Here is a 20,103-nt window from a genome sequence, read left to right as displayed (position 1 = left end):
CCTCCCCACCGGCCGGCGTTCACCACCGGCTCTTGCCGCATCGTGGCCCGCGCCGCCGCACGAGGCAATAGCGAAAACCATAACGCGTTTGTATTTCTTGCGAGTGCCGTTGGTCTCAGGTAAATGCCGGCGCGACGAGATCCGGAGGATGTTCATGGTCGCCACCACCACCCACGCCGCGCCACAGGAAGACGTGATCGTCGTGGGCGCGGGCATTGCCGGCCTGTGTACGGCGCTGCGGCTGGGCGGCGGCAGCCGGCGCGTCACGCTGCTCGAACGTGATGAGGCACCGCCCCCCGGCGGCCCGGATGCCGCGTTCGATCAATGGCAGCGCCGCGGCGTCAGCCAGCTGCGCCAGAGCCACGCCTTCCTCGCGCGCCTACGCAACATCATCCGTGACGAGCATCCTGAACTGCTCGCCGATCTCTACGCCGCCGGCTGCCGCGACATCGCTTTCGTCGATATGCTCCCGCCCAAGCTGCGCGCGCGCTACGTGCCGGTGCCCGGCGACGAGGACCTGACGATCCTCACCAGCCGCCGCACGACGCTGGAACTCGTGATCCGCCGCTACGTCGAGCGCCTGCCCGGTGTCGCGATCCGCAGCGGCGTCAAGGTGCGCGAGCTGCTCAGCCACAAGGACGCGAGCGGCACCTTCGTCGTCACCGGGGTCCTCGCAGACACCACGGACGGGCGGGAGGAGATCACCGCCGACATGGTGGTCGACGCCGGCGGCAAGGCCGCGAACTTGATCGAGCAGCTGATCAAGGCCGGCGCGCCGATCGCCGAAACGTCGGAAACCGCTGGCGTCCTCTACTTCACCCGCCACTATCGCCTCCACGACGGGCAGGAGGAGCCGCCGCGCGGCGAAATCGCTGCCTCGGGCGATCTTGGCTATCTCAAGTTCGGCGTCTTCCCGGCAGACAATCAGCGCTTCTCGATCACGTTATGCGTGCCCGAGATCGAGAACGGCCTGCGCCGCGCGGTGATGGATGGCGACATGTTCCAGCGCATCTGCGAACAGATGCCCGGCATGGCACCCTGGGTGGATCCCGCCAGGTCGAGCCCGGTCGGCAAGGTGATCGGCATGGGCGATCTGCACAGCCGCTGGCGCAGCCTCGTCACCGGCAGTCGCCCGGCGGTGCTCGGCTATTTCGCGATCGGCGACGCGCTGGTGCGCACCAATCCGCTCTACGGCCGCGGCTGTTCGCTCGCGGCGGTCAGCGCAGGCGTGCTGCGCGGTGCGCTTGACGGCAGCAAGGATTCCGCCGCCCGTATCCTCGCCTATGACGAGGGCATCACGCGCGAGGTGAAGCCCTATTACGATCTCATGCTGAAGCAGGATCGCTCGGCGATCCGCCGCGCCCGCGCCACGCTCAGCCCGGCCCATCGACCGCGTCTCAAGGCGCGCGTCGCCAAGAGCTTCGTCGAGGATGGGATTACCATCGCCGCCCGCTCCGATATCCGGCTGATGCGGGCGATGATGCGCGGCTTCCACATGCTCGAACATCCCGAGGCATGGCTGAAGCGGCCGCAGAACCTCAGCAAGGTGCTCGGCTATTGGGCGCGCGGCCGGCGCCTGAACGAGGCGGCCTATGCGCCCAAGCCCGGCCCCGATCGACCGCAGCTGATGGCGACGCTCGGGCTTGATCCGCAGGCAGACATGCTCGCCGCCTGATCGGGCCGCAGGGGAGCGGGACAACCCGCCCCCGCACCCTCAGCCCGCCGTCGCCGCCACCGGCAGCACCGTCGCCGCCGCATTCCTCGCATCGATCGTCGCGAACAGCGTGCCCGCCGCCATCTCGTCACGCGTCCGCTCCGGCTCCAGCGTCGCCATATGATCCAGCGCGACGAGCTCGGGCGGCACGTACCAGTGCAGCTTGTCCGAATGATACGCCTCCCACACCGTATCGGCGACGTCGCTCGGCGGGATCGCCCGGAACACCCCGGTCTTGGGCGCCGCCGCCGCTGCCCCTTCCGGCAGGATGGGCGTGTCGATCAGCGCCGGCAGCACGTCGGCAACGCGAATGCCATAAGGCTTTAGCTCGATCGCCAGCGCCTCGGTCAGCCCCTTCACCGCGTGCTTGGTCGCCGAATAGACCGCGATCATCGGCATGCCGTAGGTGGCCGACGAGGATGAGGTGGTGAAGCAGAGCGACCCCGGCGTCGCCTTCAGCAGCGGGATGGCGAGGTGGATGCCGGTCAGCACGCCGACGAAATTCACCTGCACCACCGCCAGCACGTCCTCCCACGGCTGGTCCGCGAAGGGCCCGCCACGACCGATGCCGGCATTGTTGTACAGCACGTCCATCCGCCCGTCGGTCGCTGCGGCGAATTCCTCGATTGCGGCGCGATAATCCTCGCGGTCGGTCACATCGAGCCGGCGGACGATGCAGTTCTCCGCGCCCAGTTCGTCGCGCAGCCGCTCCAGCCCCACCTGGTTCACGTCATAGCCGCCGACGAACCAGCCCTCGCCCGCAAAGCGCCGCGCGGTGGCGAGCCCCATGCCCGATGCCGCGCCGGTGATGAAGATCGACTTGCGGCCCCCGGCCGTCCCGGCCTCGCCGCTCATTCCGCCGCCTCCGGCTTCTTGCCGAGGCCCATGGCCGCCAGGATCTCCGGCCGGATATTCTCCGTCCCCTTCTTCTGGATGTGTTCGGCCAGCCGCGCGCCGACCGCTGCCTGCGCCTCGCCGATGAAGCGCGGCCTGTTCGCCGCGGCCCATTCGATCGACGCATGGCGGTTCGCATTCACGCCGTTCACCTCGGGAATCACGTAGCGCGCGATCAGCTCATAGGACTTCTTCATGTCGTCCCATTCCGCCCAGTTGTGATCCATCATCAGGAACGCGCCGAACCCGCCCGATTGCTCGCGCAGCCGCTCGATCTGCTTCACCGCATCCTCGGGCGTGCCGATCACCGCCATGCCGGAATTGACCAGCGCATCCACCGGATCGCTGCCATCGGTCGGCGCCAGCGGCAGTGCCGCCACCTCGCGGAAATAATACAGCCACTTCTCCAACCCGAAGCGCACCTGCGCCCGCGCTTCCTCCCGCGTCGCGGCCACGTGCATCGGGCCGACCAGCCGCCACTGGTTGCGATCCACCCGCGTGCCGCTGTCGGCCGCCTGGTTCTCCGCGATCGCCCAGTTGGAGGCGAGCGCATTGAACCCGCCCGTCTGCGTCGCCCCGATCGAGAGCAGGCCAAGCCCATGCCGCCCCGCCGCCGTCGCACCCGACGGCGATACCTGGCTCGCCACGCTGATCTCGACCGACGGATGGCTGTACGGCAGCATCTGCAGCCGCGCCTCGTTCAGCTCGAACCAGTCGGTCTTCTTCGTCACCTGTTCGCCGCGCAGCAGCGGCACCAGCACATCCAGCGCCTCGTCCATCCGGTCCCGCTGCTTGGCGACCGGAATGCCCATCATGAACGCGTCGGACGGCAGCGCCCCGGGGCCGACCCCGAACATCACGCGCCCGCGCGTGATGTGATCCAGCTGGTTGATCCGGTCCGCCAGCATCAGCGGATGGTGATAGGGAAGCGATGAGACGCCGGTGCCAAGCCGGATGTTGCGCGTGCGCTCCGCGACCGTCGCGATGAACAGCTCCGGGCTGGCAATCAGTTCGTAACCGGCAGAATGATGCTCGCCGATCCAGGCCTCATCATAGCCCAGCTTGTCCATGTGGACGACGAGATCGAGATCGCGCTCCAGCGCCAGCGTCGGGTTCTCATTGAGCGGGTGAAACGGGGCGATGAACGCACCGAACCTGATCTTCGCGGGCACTGAGTCTCTCCTCATTTCTGTTTGCCGCGATGCTACGCCTGCCCCCTGATCGAGAGCAATGCGGATTTTGCGAACACGTTATGAATATCGCCGCTGTCGCCTCCCGCGGGTGATTGCGGCAATGGCCGCCCGCTCGTAGGAAAGATCAGGTGAAGAGGAACGCAAGTTGAGCCGGCGCGAAGACGCGAAGGCGGAGCGCCGTCGACGCATCGTCGCTGCGGCGCGTGATCTCATCAAGGAAACCGGGGACGCGGGCCTGTCGATGCGGGCGATCGCGGCGCGCGCCGGTGTATCGCTGACGACGCCGTACAATCTGTTCGGATCGAAGCGCGCCATCGTCATCGCGCTGCTCGAAGACGTGCGGGAGTTTCACGAGCGTTTCTCCCAGCTCGAACGTGCCAGCGCGATTGACCGTATCTTCGAGGCGGTGTCGATCACCCTCGCCTATTTGGCCGACGATCCCGATTTCTATCGCACCTTGTGGACGGAGGCGCTCCGCTTCGACAGCAAGGAGCTGCGCGGCGAACTGCAATCATCGCAACGCTACAGTTTCTGGGAAGCGTTGCTTGGGGAAGCGCGGGCGGACGGCACGTTGCTCGCCGATATCGCGCTCGATCCGCTTCTGGTCGCGCTAGACTCGGTGTTCGTTTCCGCGATGCTGGCCTGGGTGCTCGGCGCGATCGACGTGCGCGATCTCGAGGCGCATGTCGGCTATGGCTATGCCCTGGCGTTGCGTGGCGCGGCGACCAGCACGCATGCTTCACAGATCGAAGCGCGCCTGCTCGGGTACCAGCGCGATCTGCTGCGGCAGCGCGCCAAGCCCGCCGCCGCCTGAGGACTGGCGCGCCGGGACATTCGATCGTCCCCGGCGCGCCGCCCCTCTCAACTCATCAGTTCCGCGCGGCTACGCAATCGCGGCCAGTGCCTGCTCGAAATCGGCGATCAGGTCGTCGGCATCCTCGACGCCGATCGAGATACGCACCAGATTGTCGGTGATGCCCAGCGCCGCCTTGCGCTCATCGGCGACCGACAGGTGAGTCATCCCCGCCGGGTGGCTTGCCAGCGTCTCGGTGCCACCCAGGCTCACCGCCAGCTTGGCGATCTTCAGCGCGTCGAGGAACGCGAACGCCTCCGTCTCCCCGCCCTTCAGGTACAGCGAGAAGGTCGACCCCGCGCCGCTGCAATGGCGACGATAGATGTCGGCTTGGCGCTTGTCCTCGCCCCGCTCCAGGAAGCCGAGGTAGCCGACCTTTTCCACCTTGGGATGCGCAGCCAGGAATTCGCACACCTTGGCGGCATTCTCACCCGCGCGGCTCATGCGCAGTTCCAGCGTCTCAAGGCTGCGCAGCAGCATCCACGACGTGTTCGGGTCGCAGATCGTGCCGATCGTGTTGCGCATCAGCCGGATGGTGTTGATGTGCTCCTTCGATCCCAGCACGCCGCCGGCCACCAGGTCCGAATGGCCGCCGGCATATTTGGTCAGCGAATAGACAACGATGTCCGCGCCCTGCTTGAGCGGCTTGGCCCACAGCGGCCCAAGGAACGTGTTGTCGATCGCGATCGGCGGCTTGTTCTCACCCGTGAAGATCGCGTCACGGCTCGCCGCGACGGCCTCCACGTCGACCAGCGCATTGGTCGGGTTGGCCGGGCTTTCGAGATAGATCAGCGCGACGTTGCCGGTCGCCGCCTCGGTCAGCACGGCATCGATTTCCTCGCGCGTCGCACCGGCCGGGAAGTCGAGCCACTTCACCCCGAACTTGCCCAGGATGCGCGCGATCAGCGTCTCGGTCGCCGCATACAGTGGCCCGGAATGGACGATCGTGTCGCCGGGCTTGGTCATCGACAGGAACAGCGTGGCGATGGCCGACATGCCGCTGGAGAAGGTCAGCGCATCCTCGGCATCTTCCCACACGCTCAGGCGGTCTTCCAGGATCTCCTGGTTCGGCCCGTTGAAGCGCGAATAGACGAGGCCCTCTGCCCCGCCGGGGCGCTTGCCCGTCACGCCTTCGAAATGGCGCTTGCCGGCAGCGGCATTGGGGAAGACGAAGGTGGAGGTGAGGAAGATCGGCGGCTTCAGCGATCCCTCGGACAGCGCCGGGTCATAGCCATGGCCCATCATCAGCGTCGCCGGCTTCAGCTTGCGCCCGCCGATCTCGTCAACCGCCGGTTTGGGCGATACGCGCGGGGCGACGCCGGTCAGGTCGGCTTCCGTCTCTTTGGTCATGCTGCTGCTCCACTCAGGATCGTATCGCTCGTTACTAACGTAACGCGCTCGGCCCGCAAGCGATGCCTGATGCTGCGACCATCAGCCCTTCGTGTACGGCGTGAAGGTCCCGATGGCGCAGCTGCCGGTATAGAAGCGGCCGACGCGGTCCATCGTGGTGGCGATATCGCCGCGGCACAGCCGGGTGCCGAACTGGCGCGTCACCAGCACGTCACCGCGCGCGACATTCTCGCACCCGCCGGTCGTGTCGCTGACGTAGATCTTGTTGCGGCTCTCACGGTAGATCAGCTTGTTACCGATCGCCGTCAGGCTGATGTTGCGGAAACGCGTGTCGATACATTCCACCGGCGCCTGCGGCTTCAGCTGCGCCAGTTCCTTCTGCAGCCGCTCCTCCAGCCGCTGCTGCGAGTTGCGCGGCTTGTCCGCAGCACTCGCGGCGGTGATGGCCGCGGCGCCGGCAGCGGCCGACAAGGCGAATGAGATCAGGGCCTTGCGCATCCTCGTCACTCCATTCGTTTCACGCGCACAACGCACCTAGCCGCGAAAACTATCCTTCTCGGCGCGTCGCTTGCCCAGCTCCGCCGCGTCGCTCGCCCGCAAAAACGGATTGGTCGCCAGTTCCTCGCCGATCGTCGTCGGGATGGTCGGCTCGCCCGCCGCGCGCATCGCGTCCACCCGCGCCATCCGCTCCCGGATCGCCGCGTTGTCCGGCTCCGCGACCAAGGCGTAGCGGCCGTTCGACTGGGTATATTCATGCCCGCAATAAACGCGCGTCTCCGGCGACAGCGTGGCGTAGCGCTGCATGTTCCCGAACATGTCGTCCGGCGTGCCTTCGAACAGCCGGCCGCAGCCCATCGCGAACAAGGTGTCGCCGGTGAAGATCGCGCGATCCTCGGCGAAGTGAAAGGCGATGTGCCCCTGGGTGTGCCCCGGCACGCTCATCACCCGCGCCTCGTGAGTGCCGAGCGGCACGGTATCGCCCTCGCCAACGCCGACATCCAGCCCGCCGATCTTGCCGCGCTCCGCCTCCGGGCCGATCACCGTCGCGCCGGTCGCGGCGACAATCGCGCCATTGCCGCCGACATGATCGGGGTGCCAGTGAGTGTTCCACACCTGCGTGATCCGCCAGCCGCGCGCCGCCGCCGCATCCAGCAACGGCTGCGCCTCGCCGGGATCGATCACCATCGTCTCGCCGCTGGCGGGATCATGCGCCAGCCAGCTGTAATTGTCGCTCAGCACCGGCACGCGCACGATCTCCAGCGGCGAGGTCATGGTCTTCTCCTTCTTACCAGGTCCCGGTGTTCGGCATCGACGCCCAGGGCTCCTGCGGCGGCTTCGGTCCGTTGAGCTGCAGCAGCTCGATCGAGATGCCGTCCGGCGTCTTCACGAACGCCATGTACCCGTCCCTCGGAGGGCGGTGGACGGTGTAACCGGCGTCGAGCACCGCCTGGCACGTCGCGTAGATATCGTCGCAATCATAGGCGAGATGCCCGAAGTTGCGCCCGCCGGTATATTCCTCCGGCGCGCTGCCGTCCTCGGGCGGCCAGTTGTAGGTCAGCTCCACCTCGGCATGCGCGCGCTCGCCCGGCCCGCGCATGTCGTCGGGCGTGGCGAGGAAGATCAGCGTGAAGCGCCCCGCCTCATTCTCCATCCGGCGCACTTCCTTCAGGCCAAGCACCTCGAAGAATTTGATCGTCTCGTCCGGGTCACTCACCCGGATCATGGTGTGCAGATACCGCATCATTCCTCCGTTACTTCTGCCCGTCGGCATTGAATTGCGTCAGCGCGCGCGCCGCGGCCTGGCCCGCCGGCCGATCCGGCGCGATCCGCATCGCGGCGGTCCAGGCGGCCTTGGCGCCGGCCTCGTCGCCATCGAGCGCGGCGATATTGCCGGCCTCCAGCTGCACCTGCGCATCGTCGGCGGAGCGGCGCAGCGCCTGCGCGATATCGGCCTTGGCGCGCGTCAGATCGCCGGTGCGCCGCGCCAGCGTCGCCGACAGGAGCCAGGCGAGCGGATCGTCCGCCGCATCCACTACCGCCCCGTCGAGGTCGACGCGCGCCGCCTTCAAATCCCCCGTCGCCACCAGCGCGCGGGCCCGGTCCAGCATCGCCTCGCCGCGCTCCAGGCCGCTCAGCGTGCCCGCCGCCAGCGCCGCATCCAGCGCCGCGCGTGCCTTCACCGGGTCCTCGCCGGCGAGCCAGGCATTGCCGGCCTGCGCCCAGAAGCGCGCCGCCTCGCCGGTCCGCGCCAGCTCCGCGGTGCGCGCCGCTTCCTCGAATGCCGCCGCCGCCGCGGCAAAGCGGTTCTGCGCCGTCAGCGCGAGGCCAAGGCACGCCCGCCCCTCCACGCTGCGATCGACGCTTGCCCGCCGCTCGGCCGCGACCGGGTCCTCGCGGATCAGCGCGGCACAGCTGTCGCCCGCCGGCAATGCCGCTACCGTCGGCGGCATGGTCGGCGGTTCGGCGGGTGCCGCGGCCTGTAGCGCGCCTGCGATCAAAAGCAGCATCACGGCAGCACGTCCTCGACGGTGCGGATCAGCAGCGCAATGTCCGCCTCTTGCGACAGGCGATGATCCCCGCCCTTCACCAAAGTCACCTGCACATCCTCGGACCGGATCAGCTCCGCCAGCCGCACCGATTGCGCCCAGGGCACGTCAGGGTCACGCTGGCCGTGGATCAGCCGCACCGGGCAGTCGATCTCCACCGGCTTGTGCATTAGCCGGCTGGCCTCGCCCGCCTGCCAGAAGCGGCGGGTATAGACGGTCGGCGCCGGGCCATAAGGGTTGGGCCGCTCCAGCCGCCCGTGCTGCAGGATGTAGAGCTTCTCTTCCTGGCTGAAGCCCCAGTCGGTGAAGTCGGGCGCCGCCGCGATGCCGACCAGCGCGGCCACCCGCTCCGGCCGCGCCAGCGCCGCCAGCAGCATGATCCACCCGCCCATCGACGATCCGACCAGCACCACCGGGCCTTCGACGGCCTGGTCGATCATCGCCAGCGCGTCATCGCGCCAGTCGGTCAGCGATTGCTCCTCGAACGATCCCTCGCTTGCGCCGCACCCGGCATAATCGAAACGCAGGAAGGCGCGGCCGGCCGATTTCGCCCATTCCTCCAGCGCCAGCGCCTTGGCGCCGGTCATGTCGGAGGCATAGCCGGGAAGGAACACGATCGTCGGGCCGGCGCCCTCGGTCAGGTGATAGGCAAGACGCGGGCGCTGCAAGGTCATGGGCCGCGATGTAGGGGCGGAACGCCCCGGGCGAAAGGCGCGAAGCGCCCCCCGCCGCCGCTCAGATCACATATTCGACGGTGCGAAGCTGGGTCTCCGCGTCACGCTTTGCGGTCCGCTTGGCGACCATTTCGGCGTGCAGCTTGGCGATCGTGCGGCTCCCGGTGGTCTTGAACGCGAACGGCAGCACGCCGTGAATCAGCGCCCCGATCCCGCCCGCCACCATCAGCGCGCCGAAACGGGTCGCGACACCGAAGTGCTCGGCATAGCTCTCACCGACGGATGCGGGGTGATCGAGGAACAGGCGGCGGATCATCATCAAGGCTCCGTTAGGATGAGGGGGAGATTAGCACTTGGCGCCGGCCGCGCCACCTAGCTGCGCCACCATGTCGGCGGCCAGCAGCGGCAAGGTGTCGTCCCGCGCGCCCATCACCACGATCCGGTCGCCCGGTCGTGCCGATGCCACCAGATGTGCCGCCGCCGCCGCGCGGTCGGGAATATGCCGCGCCGTGTGGCCGGCGATCTCGATGTCGCGCACGATATCGGCGCTGGTCACGTCGCGCGTCACCGTGCCGCCCTGATAGACGGGATCCGGCAGGACGAGCAGATCGTCCGGCCGAAGCCGCTCGACGAAACTCTCCACCAATTCGCGTCGCATCGTCTTCAATGGCCCAAACCCATGCGGTTGGAACAGGATCAGCAACCGGCCCGGAAAGGCATGAAGCGTATCCAGCGTCGCGGCAATCTTGTCCGGGTTATGTCCGAAATCATCGATCACGGCGACGCCGCCCGCCTCGCCGACCAGGTCGAACCGGCGCTTCAGCCCGGTGAAGCGGCCGATCGCGCCCACCGCCACGTCGAACGACACGCCCGCCGCCAGGGTCGCGCCGATCGCAGCCAGCGCATTGCCGATATTGTGCCGCCCCGGCACCTGAAGCGCGACGGTCGTGCCACGTAGCGAGAAGCGCGCGGCAAACGGCGCCTCGACGATATCCTCCGCCACCAGATCGGCGTCGCCGATCAGCGAGAATGTCGTCACCCGCTCGCGCGGCAGCTGCATCGCCAGCGCGCGCGCATCCGCATTGTCGGCATTGACGATCGCGGTTCCGGCCTTTCCGATGAAGTCGCCGAACAGCGTGTTCAGTTCCTCCAGCGATTTGTGATCGAGGCTGACGTTGTTCAGCACCGCGATCCGCGGCGCATAAAGCGCGATCGATCCGTCGCTCTCGTCCACTTCGCTGACATAGGGCGCCCCGGCGCCGACCAGTGCGCTGGCGAAGGGTCGGTCGGGCGCGGCGAAATCCTTCATCACCGCGCCGTTCATCACCGTCGGGTCCTGGCCGGCATCGCTCAGGATGCGCGCGATCATTCCCGTCACCGTCGATTTGCCGCTGGTCCCCGCCACACCGATCGGCAGCCGGCTCTCGTTGAACAGCGCAGCGTTCAGCTCCGCGCGGCTCATCCTCCGGCAGCCAAGCCGCTCCGCCGCCACGATATCCGCGACCGTCGCTTCCACCGCAGCGGACGCGACCACGATCTGCTCGGCGGAAACCACGCCGCTGCCGTCCTGCGGGAACAGCGCCACGCCCTTCGCCTCCAGGTCCGCGAATTTGGCCGGCACCCGGCCCTGGTCCAGCCCGCGATCCGAACCTGCGACGCTTGCGCCCCGCCCGGCCAGGATCATGGCCAGCGGCATCATGCCCGATCCGCCGACGCCGACGAAGAAGAAGCGCTTTCCTGCGATGTTGCCGTCCTGCATGGCCGCGCGCTATCGCCGCGATGGGCACGGGGCAAGGCGAAGGCGGCCAATCAGATGAAGAAGCGGGCGATATGAAGATCGGCATCGTCGCCCCGGCGAATACCGCCAACCCCGATATGGTCGCGCCGCTCACCGCTTACGCGGCGCTCGCCTATCCGGAGGTGGATCTCGTCTTCCACCCGCAATGCTTCGAGAATGACGGGCATTTTGCCGGGTCCGATGCGCGCCGCGCCGCCGCCTTCCTCGAATTCGCCAATGATCCCGGCTTCTCGGCGATCTGGTTTGCGCGTGGCGGTTATGGCTCGAACCGGATCCTCGCCACCGTCATGCCGCAGCTGAACGCCGCCGCCCGCTCGAAGAAATATGTCGGCTATTCCGACATGGGGTTCCTGCTCGGCGCGCTGTACGCCCGGCGCATCGGCCAGGTCGCGCATGGCCCGATGCCGATCGACGTCATGCGTCGCTCAGGGGGCGGCGACGAAACCGTCGCCCGCTCGCTCGGCTGGATCGCCCGCGGTGAGCGCCACGGGCTGGAGCCCGGCCTTGGCCAGCGCCCCGCCGCGGCCTTCAACCTCGCGATCCTCGGCTCGCTGATCGGTACGCCCTGGCTGCCCGATCTCGCTGATCACGAACTGCTGATCGAGGAAGTGTCGGAACCGCTCTACAATGTCGATCGGCTGCTCTTCACCATGGCCAATGCCGCGCAGCTCCGCGGCATTGCCGGCGTGCGGCTTGGTGCGGTGACCGACATCAAGGAAAACACACCGCGCTGGGGCGAGACGCTGGACGTCATGATCCAGCGCTGGTGCCGCGACATGGGCGTGCCGTATCTCGGCACCGCGCTGATCGGCCATACCCAGACGAACCGGGTCGTGCCCTTCGGCATGGCCTGAAGCGGGCGCGCCAGCGCGCCCTTTCAGCCCAGCGCTGCGCGCAACCAGTCCGGCATCAGCGCATCGCCCAACGCTTCGACGCGGCGATGTTCCACCATCAGGCCCAGTTCGGGATAGACGGCGCGCGTCCGGTCACCCGGCTCGCCCAGCGGAGCCACCACCAGCCGGCGGTTCACCTTGGCGCGATAGTTCATCCGCGCGGTATTCTCCTGGCCGACATAGCAGCCCTTGGTGAAGCTCACGCCGCCAAGCTCCCCGGCATTGCACTCCAGCCACAGCGTCTCGCCCGATCCCAGTTCGCCCACGCCCTCGGTCACGCCCAGCGACAAACGATGCGCCACCCAGCCTTCGGCCGCCGGCCCGCCGGGTTCGCCGATCCAGCGCCGCCCCAGCGCCGCCAGCCGCGGATCCGGCACGCCCGCGTCGCCCTCACGCGACCAGTGCACCGCCAGCGAATCATCGCGTGCGATCGTGATCGGGCGGCGCAGGCGATACATGGTCAGCCGCTTCGCCAGCGCTTCCGCGTGGCTCGCCTCGCAATCGATCAGCAGGTCCTCGCCGTCCTCCCAGACGATGAAGTCGAACAATGCCTTGCCCTGCGGCGTCAGCAGCCCGGCCCACACCGGCAGCGGGCCCGCCACGTCATTGGTCACCAGCCCTTGCAGGAAACCGCGAACGTCCTCCCCCGAAAGGCGGATGATGGCGCGATCGGTCAGTGTGGTGGCAGCAAGCATGGTGGCATCGGTCATGGGGACAAGCTAGGGCGTCGGCGCCCCTTTCCAAGCTCCGGAATCGTCATGACTGACCGCATCACCATCCGCCGCCCCGATGACTGGCACGTCCATCTGCGTGACGGGGCGATGCTGCAGGCGGTGGCCGCGCATACCGCGCGCCAGTTCGCCCGCGCGATCGTGATGCCGAACCTGACGCCGCCGGTGACGGACGCCGCCGCCGCCGTCGCCTATCGTGAACGGATCATGGCCGCACTCCCGGCAGACGCGGATTTCGCCCCGCTGATGACCTGCTATCTCACTGACGCGGCGGATGCGGCCGCCATCGCGGACGCGCACGCCGCGGGCGTCTTCACCGCGTGCAAGCTCTATCCCGCTCATGCGACGACAAACTCGGCGCATGGCGTCACCGATATCTTTCGCCTCGCCCCGGTGCTCGAACGGATGCAGGCGATCGGCATGCCGCTCCTCATCCACGGCGAGGTCACCGATCGTGACATCGACATCTTCGATCGGGAGGCGGTGTTCGTCGATCGTATCCTGTCGCGGCTGGTGCGCGAATTCCCCGCGCTCAAGATCGTGCTCGAACACATCACCACGGCAGAAGCCGCCGCCTTCGTTTCGGAAGGCCCTGCCACGCTCGCGGCAACGATCACGCCGCAGCATCTCATCATCAACCGTAACGCGCTGTTCGATGGCGGCCTTCGCCCGCACGCGTACTGCCTGCCGGTCGTGAAGCGCGAGAAGCACCGTCTCGCCGTCCGTGCCGCCGCCGTCTCGGGGTCGCCCAAGTTCTTCCTCGGCACGGATAGCGCGCCGCATGTCGTCGGTGCCAAGGAATCGGGCTGCGGCTGCGCCGGCATCTTCAACGCCCCCTTTGCGCTCGAAGCCTATCTTCGGGTGTTCGACCAGGAAGGCGCGCTCGACAAGTTCGAAGCCTTTGTCAGCGAAAACGGCGCTCGCTTCTATGGCCTTCCATTGAACGCCGGTACGATCACACTGGTGCGCGGTGAGACGCCAGTGCCGACCATTATTGGACAAGGCGATACCGCGCTTGTACCTTTTCATGCCGGCGAGACCCTGGGTTGGCGCCTCGTCAACTGATCGCTCGCGCGCCTATTGGCGGCGGATCGGCACCGGAATGTTGCAGATATCCGCCGCCCCCGCGGGCCGGATGAAGAAGGAATCGTGCCGGTTGGCACGCGCCGCGGCGTAGCGCGCCCAGGTCGGCCCGTTGGTCGCAAGATACTGAAAACGCGGCCGTTCGCCTTTAGGTAGGTCGCTTGCGAGGCGCAGGCTGGTCACCGGCACCCGTTGCTCGGCGCGCTCATAGAACCCCAGCCCAAGCGTCCCCCGCGGCAGGCTGGACAGATGCTCCATGCCCTCCACCACCCGCCCCACAACCGCGATATTCCGATCCAGATGCCGCGGCGCATGCCCAATCACCGCATAAAGCTCCGCCCCCGTCCCTGTGTTCGGCGACACGTCACGTCCAACCCCGACCGTGCCGTAGCAATGAACAGGCCACACTTGGCGCGATACGGTGCCGGGCGCATCGGCAGCAACGGGCCAACCGCGGTAAAACATCGTGGCGGCGGCATAAACGTCGGCGGGACCGGGAGCCAGTTCCGCAGCAGAAAACACTGATGCGCCAACAGAATAGTCTTTCTCTGCGGCGACGGAGAGGATCGCCGGAAGCGGCTTCTTCTCGCTCGCATCGCCCCATTGCACCACGTAATTATCCTGAACGCGGTTGACGCTGGTGCCGTCCCACCACCGGGCGCCGGCGAGCGAACGAATATTGGCCACCCACGGCCGCGCGAAAGGCGCCGGGATCAACTGGATCACTACTTGTCGCGGTTCACCACCTCGGGCCGCCGGCAGCCGCATCACCAGCAGTTCCTCCGCCGGGATGGTCACCCACTCGCTGGCGGACGCACTGGCTGCAACCTCAGCCGGTGAAACCGGGTCGGGCGCGGCGCGCCCACTAGCCTGGGCGGCTGCAGCTTGGGCGAGAATGGAGAGCAGCGTTGCGATCATGGCTCCTTGGTGCGCGCCGTCGAGCCGATACGCAATGCCTCGGCGCTTGCGCGAAGCCGCCAAGCCGCCTAGGGGCGCTCCACCCCAGGGTATGCGGAGCGGTGGCCGAGTGGTCGAAGGCGCTCGCCTGGAAAGTGAGTATACGGCAAAACCGTATCGAGGGTTCGAATCCCTCCCGCTCCGCCACTTACCATTTTATACACCGATTTAGCGCGTCTTTACGCGCTCTTTCGCCTGCGTCAGAACCGCAGAAATCTGCCATTTTCGCGCGATCTGGTGGGGCTTATCCGCTCCGTTGCGTTTTCTGTTCCCTTTTTTACCAACTCAGGGGATAGTCGGGTGAAGAAAAACAGCACCCGGAGGCGACGGTGAAGTCCACCCAGCTCAACGTGAAGATGATCGACCGGCTCAAGGAGCCGGGGAAATATAGCGACGGGCGCAACCTCTACCTTCAGGTGGGGCCGAACGGCTCTAAAAGCTGGCTTTTCATCTATCGCCGGATGGGTAGCGACCGAATGCGCGGGCTGGGTTCCTATCGCCATGTCAGCTTGGACGAAGCACGCGAGAAGGCGGCGGAGTACCGGGCGCTGCTCCGGCAGGGCATCGAACCGCCAGTCGCTCGCGGCGCTGTGAGGAAGAAAGAAGAGGGCCGCACCTTCGCGCAGTTGAACGAACGCTATCTGTCCGAGCACAAGGATAGCTGGCGCGATCCCGACAAGGCGGAGAGCCTGTGGCGCAACAGCCTCCGCGACCACGCATATGCGGTCCTTGGCGAGAAGGACGTGAAGGACATCGACGTGAAGGACGTTCACGCCGTCCTCAGTCCGATCTGGCTCACAAAGCATCCGACCGCGAAGAAGATCAGATGGCGGATCGGAGCCGTCCTCGCCTACGCCGCCGCCCTCGACCTCCGCCCTGACGTGGACCTCACGCGCACCGGCGGCAAGCTGGACAAGCTGCTACCGAAGGCGAAGCGCGTCCACATCGTGAAGGGCCATGATTCGATGCCCTATCAACAGATGCCGGAGTTCGTGCCCGAGCTTCGCGGGCGGGTCGGTGTCGCCGCCGCCGCGCTGGACTTCCTCATCCTGACCGCCGCACGAGCGAAGGAAGTGCGGTTGGCGACGTGGGATCAGATCGACTTCAAGGAAGCCGTCTGGAACGCGCCCGAGGAAAACATGAAGGCTGGGCGCGCTCACCGCGTCCCTCTCTCCCCGGACGCTATCGTCGTGTTGAAGGCCATGCCTCGCGACCGCGACGGCGATTACATCTTCATCAGCGCCAGTAAGCCGGGTGAGCCGCTGTCCGATATGGCGATGACCGCCGTGTTGAAACGAATGGACCGCAAGGACGGGGTGACGATTCACGGTTTCCGATCCACGTTCCGCACCTGGGTGGCGGAGGAATGCTTGGACGTGCCGCGTGAGATTGCGGAAGCGGCGCTGGCGCATACCGTGGGCGGCGTGGAAGGCGCATACCAGCGCGGCGATTACTTCAATACGCGCCGCGCGCTGATGGAGCGTTGGGCGGCCTATTGCCGGAGCGCGGAGCAGTGACCGCCGACGAGTTCCGCGCGCTCGCTCTCCAGCACCTAGAACGGTGCGACGAGGCTGACATGGAGGCGCTGGCTTTCGAACAGCCGAACGCTGACCTCTTCATCGACCTTTTCTCACGATACCAGCACGCGCGGCAGGCTTTCCCCGGCATGACGTGGGAGGAGTTCAGTCAGATCGACGCGGCGCGTGAGCGTAGGGGGCGGCGCGGCAGGCCCAACCGCGCATCGGAAGAGCGCGCCGATGAACCGCTGTGGCGCGCCGCGCGCGATGCTGATCGGCTCAAGAGCCTATGGCGGTCGCTGAACCCGGCGACCCCGCGCCCCCGCCCGCCGTTGCATCCCCATCAAATCGCCGCCGCCCGGCACGGCGTGAACCGGCAGGCGCTTGACGACCAGATGAGGCGTCCAACGGCGCGGCGCATGGACCGGATCACCGCCCAAAAATAGCCGATATACCGGCGGCGATCTTATCCGCTTCTCTCGTGATTCCTGAGCGCCTCGAACAACACTCAGGAGACCACCGTGACCGTCCCAACCAGCGCCGCCTCTCCGCGCCGCGCCCTTCCCAAGCCGCTCATCTACCGCGAGCGCGAGCTTCAGGCCGTGACCAGCCTCTCGCGGAAAGCTCGCGAGGACGCGATGCGCGCGGGCACCTTTCCCAAGCCCGTCCCCCTCTCGACCAAGGCGCGCGGCTGGCTCGTCAGCGAGATCGAGCAGTGGATCGAGGAGCGGAAGGCCGCTCGCGACGCGGCTTGAACCGTGGAGCGGGATGACGAGTACGGCGAGGAGCCGTCCGGCCCGCGCGTCGTGATGAGCGCCGAAGCTGGCATGGTAGCGGTCAAGATCGACCCGCCTTTGCCAACCGGCGATCACCGGCGCGACTTCTCCTTCAAAGACTGCGCGTGGTCCTACGCTCGCGAACTATGGTGCGAGTTCCGGCTTGGCTTCTTGGACACGACAACCTTCCGATCTGGTCAGACTTGGTCAACGCGGAAGCCTTCCGAAGAATAGTTGTCGGCTTTGAACTAGCCGCAGTCTTTAGGAAATCCCGAAAGGATACCGGGATGCAAGAACTACATATCAACTCCAAAGAGGCGGCGGAGCATAGCCGCTGCGGCGCGAACATCTATCAGGTTCAGGCCGACCCGAACTGCGCCACTTTCCTGCCCGCCATCGTGGGCGTCGGCAAGATGCGCCCCTACAATCGGCATCAGTACCTCGCGCTGGCGCTCCATACGAAGCTCATGCGACTGGGCTTGTCGATCCCGGCGGCGGGCAAGCTCGTGACGCGCATCACGGAGGAACTGTTCCTTCACCCGGACTCGGGGGCCGTGGTGATCGAGTGCCACGAGAACGGCTACAACGCCTTCTACGCCGTGGAGCGCGATGACCTCTCCTTCGAGCGCAGCGACGCCAGCCGCGCGGCAGGTCCGTCCGCTTTGCGCGTCACCCTCGACATCGCCGGGATGTGGGACGGCGTGAACCACGTGTTCGCCACCTACGGGCGGCGGATCGGGGGCGAAGATGCCGAGTGAGGCGGAAACGAATGCGCCCGCCTCGGAGGGGACCAAGGCGGGCGCCACGTCGGGGCCGACGCAGAATCAAACTGCCTCCGCTCCGCGTCAGACGGAACAGCTACCGCGCATCGGCCTGATCGCCAGCCTGGACGATATTCGTTCGGTGGCGGCTTACCTCCGCCGCGTCGGCGCGCGGGCGATCAACTTCAAGCTCGCCAAGGTGGAGGAAGTCGCCAGCGGCTATCCCCGCTCGGTCGGCACGATCACCTTTGCGCCGGACGGCTGCGTCACGTCGCGGGGCAATGTGGAACCTCCGACCGAAGAAGAAGCAGCGGCGATCAAGCGCGACTTCGAGCGGGCGCAGTTCCCCAAAACGTCCAAGCTCGCGGCGCTGGCCGCGCTCCCGCCGGACGTGGTTGCCTCCGATCCGAACGTCTTCGTGTTCCATGACTTCGACGGTCAGATCACGATGCTTCAGAAGCGGTACGACAACCGCGACGGGGGCAAGGGCTTCCTGACTTACACCTACTGGTCGGACGGGTGCTGGCGACAGATGGAGCCGGACACGCTCCCGTTCTTCGGCCTTCCCGGCTGGCAGGAGCATAGCACCCTCTTCCTGCACGAAGGCGCGGGAGCGGCGGCGCGGGTGAAGCGCATCCTCGCGGGCGAAGACAAGGCGGACTTCCCTTGGCGCGAGGAAATGCGCTGGGGACACCATGTCGGTTGGGTAGGCGGCGTGTTCGCGGTCGGACGCTCCGATTGGGCGGCACTCGCGGCCAAGAACTGGAAGCGCGTCGTCATCGTCGCGGACAACGACCAGAACGGCATCGTCGCGGCACACCGGATCGCGCGACACTTCCCCGGCGACGTTTCCACCGTGACGTTCGATCAGCGGTTCAAAGAGGGCTTCGACTGCGGCGACGATTGGCCCGCCACTCTGTTCGAGGAAGGCGGCGCGTACATCGGCCCGACGATGGACGATTGTCTGCGCTCCGCGATGCAGGCGACCGAGGAAGGTGAGGTGCCGGACGGGCAGCGCGGCCGCCCTCCGTCGCATATCACGCGCTCCTTCGCGGAGCGGGTGGCTTTCACCGTTATCCCGCCCACCTTCATCTTCCGCAACCGGCCTAGCCGCGCCTACTCAGCCGAAGAGTTCAACGCGCTCACCGCGCCGTTCTCGCACGCGCCGATGCGAACGGCGGCGAAGGTGTTGGAGCAGATCACCTGCCAGCACGAACGACTCCAGTACGATTGCGCCCACGCGCCGGGTCCGCTGATCGTGGACGGGCGGCGCGACTGGAACGTGTTCCAGCCGACGCGCGTGAAGCCGATTAAGGGTGATCCCGGTCGGTGGCTCGCGTTCCTCGCGCATCTGTTCCCGGACGAAGCCGAGCGGGAGGAGGTCAAGAAGTGGCTCGCCACGCTGATCGCGATGCCGCAGATCAGAATGCGGTACGGGCTGCTGCTCATCTCGACCACGCAAGGCGTCGGCAAGAATACGCTCTCGCACGTGCTGACGCCCCTGTTGGGCGCGGACAACGTCAGCTTTCCCTCCGAACAGGCGGTGGTCGAAAGCCAGTTCAATGATTGGCTTGCGCGCAAGCGATTGGTGTTCGTCGCGGAAATATACTCCGGCACGAGCCGCGCCGCCTACGACAAGATGAAGTCGGTCGTGACCGACGACATTTGCACGATCAACGAGAAGCGGGTGAAGCCGTACAAGCTGGCGAACTGGGCGACCGTGATAGCCTGTTCCAATTCGCTCGCCGCCCTTCATCTCGACAAGGAGGATCGACGCTGGTTCGTGCCGACCGTCGCGGAGAACGTGAAGCCGCGAGAATGGTGGAACGACTTGTACCGTTGGCTGCGCGGCGACGGCACGGGCATCATTCTCCAGTGGGCGCGCGATTACGTGCGCGACGGCAACCATGTGCAGACCGGCGACCGCGCGCCGGGGTCCGCGCGCAAGGAACTCATCGTGGAGGGTTCGCGGTCGGAGGGGCAGAACCTCGCCAACTCCCTTGCGGAGCATCTACGCGACTGGCCTGAGCCGGTGATCCTGCGGATCAGCGATATTCGCCGGTGGATCGCGGTGCACCGGGGTTTCGTCAGAGGCGGTGAGCCGGACCTTGGGGAGCGGCGCTTAGAGAAGCCCGCCACCATCCTTGCCGCGATGAAGGCGGTCGATGGGATCACCGTTTGGGCGGACAAGATGCGCCCCAAGTTCGGCGCGACCCGCGAGGCGGTCGTCATGAACTTCCGACCTGAAGAGGGGGCTGGCTGGCCTGAAATCAAGAGCCGCCTCACGACTATTGAAGGAGTGAACGCCGATGCCCCGATGTGAAAACCCACGAAGCCCGTCCGAAGGAGGGGGACGGGGGACG

The 20,103-nt window shown here is 66.8% G+C and carries 21 protein-coding genes and 1 tRNA gene; 10 read left to right on the top strand and 12 right to left on the bottom strand.

Annotation, left to right across the window (positions count from 1 at the left end; genetic code table 11):
* Positions 1–154 precede the first annotated feature (154 nt).
* On the top strand, positions 155–1,675 hold the full coding sequence (locus tag ACH0CP_RS00645) for an NAD(P)/FAD-dependent oxidoreductase (protein WP_294444956.1): 1,521 nt from the start codon (positions 155–157) through the stop codon (positions 1,673–1,675).
* A 39-nt stretch (positions 1,676–1,714) separates the two neighbouring features.
* Here the strand turns inward: ACH0CP_RS00645 and ACH0CP_RS00640 are convergent, their stop codons facing one another.
* Both ACH0CP_RS00640 and ACH0CP_RS00635 read right to left on the bottom strand, forming a co-directional pair.
* Positions 1,715–2,569 (bottom strand): SDR family oxidoreductase, encoded by an 855-nt coding sequence (locus tag ACH0CP_RS00640; protein WP_294444957.1) that lies wholly within the window; start codon positions 2,567–2,569, stop codon positions 1,715–1,717.
* On the bottom strand, positions 2,566–3,780 hold the full coding sequence (locus ACH0CP_RS00635) for an LLM class flavin-dependent oxidoreductase (protein WP_406888920.1): 1,215 nt from the start codon (positions 3,778–3,780) through the stop codon (positions 2,566–2,568). Before ACH0CP_RS00635 ends, ACH0CP_RS00640 begins: the two co-directional genes overlap by 4 nt.
* A gap of 166 nt (positions 3,781–3,946) precedes the next feature.
* On the opposite strand from ACH0CP_RS00635, the gene ACH0CP_RS00630 reads away from it, so the two are divergent.
* Complete coding sequence (locus ACH0CP_RS00630; RefSeq protein ID WP_294444959.1) at positions 3,947–4,615, top strand: TetR/AcrR family transcriptional regulator; 669 nt, start codon at positions 3,947–3,949, stop codon at positions 4,613–4,615.
* A gap of 69 nt (positions 4,616–4,684) precedes the next feature.
* Here ACH0CP_RS00630 and ACH0CP_RS00625 read toward each other — a convergent pair whose 3' ends face one another.
* From ACH0CP_RS00625 to murC, 8 genes are all read right to left on the bottom strand, one after another.
* Complete coding sequence (locus ACH0CP_RS00625; protein WP_406875419.1) at positions 4,685–6,004, bottom strand: cystathionine gamma-synthase family protein; 1,320 nt, start codon at positions 6,002–6,004, stop codon at positions 4,685–4,687.
* An 81-nt stretch (positions 6,005–6,085) separates the two neighbouring features.
* A complete protein-coding gene (locus ACH0CP_RS00620; RefSeq protein ID WP_406875420.1) occupies positions 6,086–6,502 on the bottom strand; it encodes a hypothetical protein in 417 nt (138 codons plus the stop codon).
* A 36-nt stretch (positions 6,503–6,538) separates the two neighbouring features.
* Positions 6,539–7,276, bottom strand: coding sequence for a hydroxyacylglutathione hydrolase (gene gloB, locus ACH0CP_RS00615; RefSeq protein ID WP_294445221.1), 738 nt, complete (start codon positions 7,274–7,276; stop codon positions 6,539–6,541).
* A gap of 13 nt (positions 7,277–7,289) precedes the next feature.
* The gene (locus tag ACH0CP_RS00610) at positions 7,290–7,748 is read right to left on the bottom strand and encodes a VOC family protein (protein ID WP_406875421.1); all 459 of its coding nucleotides are present in this window, start codon (positions 7,746–7,748) and stop codon (positions 7,290–7,292) included.
* 7 nt (positions 7,749–7,755) lie between these two features.
* A complete protein-coding gene (locus ACH0CP_RS00605) occupies positions 7,756–8,511 on the bottom strand; it encodes a hypothetical protein (RefSeq protein ID WP_294443207.1) in 756 nt (251 codons plus the stop codon).
* A complete protein-coding gene (locus tag ACH0CP_RS00600; protein ID WP_294443163.1) occupies positions 8,511–9,224 on the bottom strand; it encodes an alpha/beta fold hydrolase in 714 nt (237 codons plus the stop codon). Before ACH0CP_RS00600 ends, ACH0CP_RS00605 begins: the two co-directional genes overlap by 1 nt.
* Positions 9,225–9,285: 61 nt before the next feature.
* Positions 9,286–9,543, bottom strand: coding sequence for a DUF6356 family protein (locus ACH0CP_RS00595; RefSeq protein WP_406875422.1), 258 nt, complete (start codon positions 9,541–9,543; stop codon positions 9,286–9,288).
* 27 nt (positions 9,544–9,570) lie between these two features.
* Positions 9,571–10,983 carry a UDP-N-acetylmuramate--L-alanine ligase gene (gene murC, locus ACH0CP_RS00590; RefSeq protein ID WP_294443164.1) on the bottom strand — a complete coding sequence of 471 codons (1,413 nt, stop codon included), beginning with the start codon at positions 10,981–10,983 and terminating at the stop codon, positions 9,571–9,573.
* A 71-nt stretch (positions 10,984–11,054) separates the two neighbouring features.
* On the opposite strand from murC, the gene ACH0CP_RS00585 reads away from it, so the two are divergent.
* A complete protein-coding gene (locus ACH0CP_RS00585; RefSeq protein WP_294443165.1) occupies positions 11,055–11,876 on the top strand; it encodes an LD-carboxypeptidase in 822 nt (273 codons plus the stop codon).
* A 23-nt stretch (positions 11,877–11,899) separates the two neighbouring features.
* Here the strand turns inward: ACH0CP_RS00585 and ACH0CP_RS00580 are convergent, their stop codons facing one another.
* Positions 11,900–12,625, bottom strand: coding sequence for a folate-binding protein YgfZ (locus ACH0CP_RS00580; protein ID WP_294443166.1), 726 nt, complete (start codon positions 12,623–12,625; stop codon positions 11,900–11,902).
* Between the two features lie 48 nt (positions 12,626–12,673).
* On the opposite strand from ACH0CP_RS00580, the gene pyrC reads away from it, so the two are divergent.
* On the top strand, positions 12,674–13,711 hold the full coding sequence (gene pyrC / locus ACH0CP_RS00575; protein WP_406888923.1) for a dihydroorotase: 1,038 nt from the start codon (positions 12,674–12,676) through the stop codon (positions 13,709–13,711).
* Positions 13,712–13,723: 12 nt separating this feature from the next.
* On the opposite strand, the gene ACH0CP_RS00570 is transcribed toward pyrC, so the two are convergent.
* The gene (locus ACH0CP_RS00570) at positions 13,724–14,647 is read right to left on the bottom strand and encodes a peptidylprolyl isomerase (protein ID WP_406875438.1); all 924 of its coding nucleotides are present in this window, start codon (positions 14,645–14,647) and stop codon (positions 13,724–13,726) included.
* 95 nt (positions 14,648–14,742) lie between these two features.
* Here ACH0CP_RS00570 and ACH0CP_RS00565 point away from each other — a divergent pair.
* The 6 genes from ACH0CP_RS00565 (at position 14,743) to ACH0CP_RS00540 (ending at position 20,063) form a co-directional block, all read left to right on the top strand.
* A tRNA-Ser gene (locus ACH0CP_RS00565) sits at positions 14,743–14,833 on the top strand.
* 182 nt (positions 14,834–15,015) lie between these two features.
* Entirely contained in the window at positions 15,016–16,203 is a 1,188-nt protein-coding gene (locus tag ACH0CP_RS00560; RefSeq protein WP_294443169.1) for a site-specific integrase, read from the top strand.
* The gene (locus ACH0CP_RS00555; protein ID WP_294443170.1) at positions 16,200–16,649 is read left to right on the top strand and encodes a hypothetical protein; all 450 of its coding nucleotides are present in this window, start codon (positions 16,200–16,202) and stop codon (positions 16,647–16,649) included. Before ACH0CP_RS00560 ends, ACH0CP_RS00555 begins: the two co-directional genes overlap by 4 nt.
* A gap of 75 nt (positions 16,650–16,724) precedes the next feature.
* The gene (locus tag ACH0CP_RS00550; RefSeq protein ID WP_294443171.1) at positions 16,725–16,958 is read left to right on the top strand and encodes an AlpA family transcriptional regulator; all 234 of its coding nucleotides are present in this window, start codon (positions 16,725–16,727) and stop codon (positions 16,956–16,958) included.
* 308 nt (positions 16,959–17,266) lie between these two features.
* Positions 17,267–17,737, top strand: a complete 471-nt coding sequence (locus ACH0CP_RS00545; RefSeq protein ID WP_294443172.1) for a hypothetical protein — start codon at positions 17,267–17,269, stop codon at positions 17,735–17,737.
* Positions 17,727–20,063: a primase-helicase family protein gene (locus ACH0CP_RS00540; RefSeq protein ID WP_294443173.1), complete on the top strand. Its 2,337-nt coding sequence runs from the start codon at positions 17,727–17,729 to the stop codon at positions 20,061–20,063. Before ACH0CP_RS00545 ends, ACH0CP_RS00540 begins: the two co-directional genes overlap by 11 nt.
* Positions 20,064–20,103: the final 40 nt, after the last annotated feature.

This window comes from Sphingomonas sp. 179-I 2A4 NHS (assembly GCF_045369135.1).
Lineage (GTDB): Bacteria > Pseudomonadota > Alphaproteobacteria > Sphingomonadales > Sphingomonadaceae > Sphingomonas.
The sequence above is the reverse complement of the archived record's forward strand: the minus strand, read 5'-3'. Positions and strand labels throughout refer to the sequence as shown.

What these genes read in the sequence shown, in the direction of transcription:
- ACH0CP_RS00605 (WP_294443207.1), bottom strand. Translation starts at nt 8,511, where the DNA reads ATGCTGCTTTTGATCGCAGGCGCGCTACAGGCCGCGGCACCCGCCGAA.
- gloB (WP_294445221.1), bottom strand. Translation starts at nt 7,276, where the DNA reads ATGACCTCGCCGCTGGAGATCGTGCGCGTGCCGGTGCTGAGCGACAAT.
- ACH0CP_RS00625 (WP_406875419.1), bottom strand. Translation starts at nt 6,004, where the DNA reads ATGACCAAAGAGACGGAAGCCGACCTGACCGGCGTCGCCCCGCGCGTA.
- ACH0CP_RS00545 (WP_294443172.1), top strand. Translation starts at nt 17,267, where the DNA reads ATGCAAGAACTACATATCAACTCCAAAGAGGCGGCGGAGCATAGCCGC.
- ACH0CP_RS00640 (WP_294444957.1), bottom strand. Translation starts at nt 2,569, where the DNA reads ATGAGCGGCGAGGCCGGGACGGCCGGGGGCCGCAAGTCGATCTTCATC.
- ACH0CP_RS00540 (WP_294443173.1), top strand. Translation starts at nt 17,727, where the DNA reads ATGCCGAGTGAGGCGGAAACGAATGCGCCCGCCTCGGAGGGGACCAAG.
- ACH0CP_RS00595 (WP_406875422.1), bottom strand. Translation starts at nt 9,543, where the DNA reads ATGATGATCCGCCGCCTGTTCCTCGATCACCCCGCATCCGTCGGTGAG.
- ACH0CP_RS00570 (WP_406875438.1), bottom strand. Translation starts at nt 14,647, where the DNA reads ATGATCGCAACGCTGCTCTCCATTCTCGCCCAAGCTGCAGCCGCCCAG.
- ACH0CP_RS00620 (WP_406875420.1), bottom strand. Translation starts at nt 6,502, where the DNA reads ATGCGCAAGGCCCTGATCTCATTCGCCTTGTCGGCCGCTGCCGGCGCC.
- murC (WP_294443164.1), bottom strand. Translation starts at nt 10,983, where the DNA reads ATGCAGGACGGCAACATCGCAGGAAAGCGCTTCTTCTTCGTCGGCGTC.
- ACH0CP_RS00580 (WP_294443166.1), bottom strand. Translation starts at nt 12,625, where the DNA reads ATGACCGATGCCACCATGCTTGCTGCCACCACACTGACCGATCGCGCC.
- pyrC (WP_406888923.1), top strand. Translation starts at nt 12,674, where the DNA reads ATGACTGACCGCATCACCATCCGCCGCCCCGATGACTGGCACGTCCAT.
- ACH0CP_RS00610 (WP_406875421.1), bottom strand. Translation starts at nt 7,748, where the DNA reads ATGATGCGGTATCTGCACACCATGATCCGGGTGAGTGACCCGGACGAG.
- ACH0CP_RS00585 (WP_294443165.1), top strand. Translation starts at nt 11,055, where the DNA reads ATGAAGATCGGCATCGTCGCCCCGGCGAATACCGCCAACCCCGATATG.
- ACH0CP_RS00600 (WP_294443163.1), bottom strand. Translation starts at nt 9,224, where the DNA reads ATGACCTTGCAGCGCCCGCGTCTTGCCTATCACCTGACCGAGGGCGCC.
- ACH0CP_RS00645 (WP_294444956.1), top strand. Translation starts at nt 155, where the DNA reads ATGGTCGCCACCACCACCCACGCCGCGCCACAGGAAGACGTGATCGTC.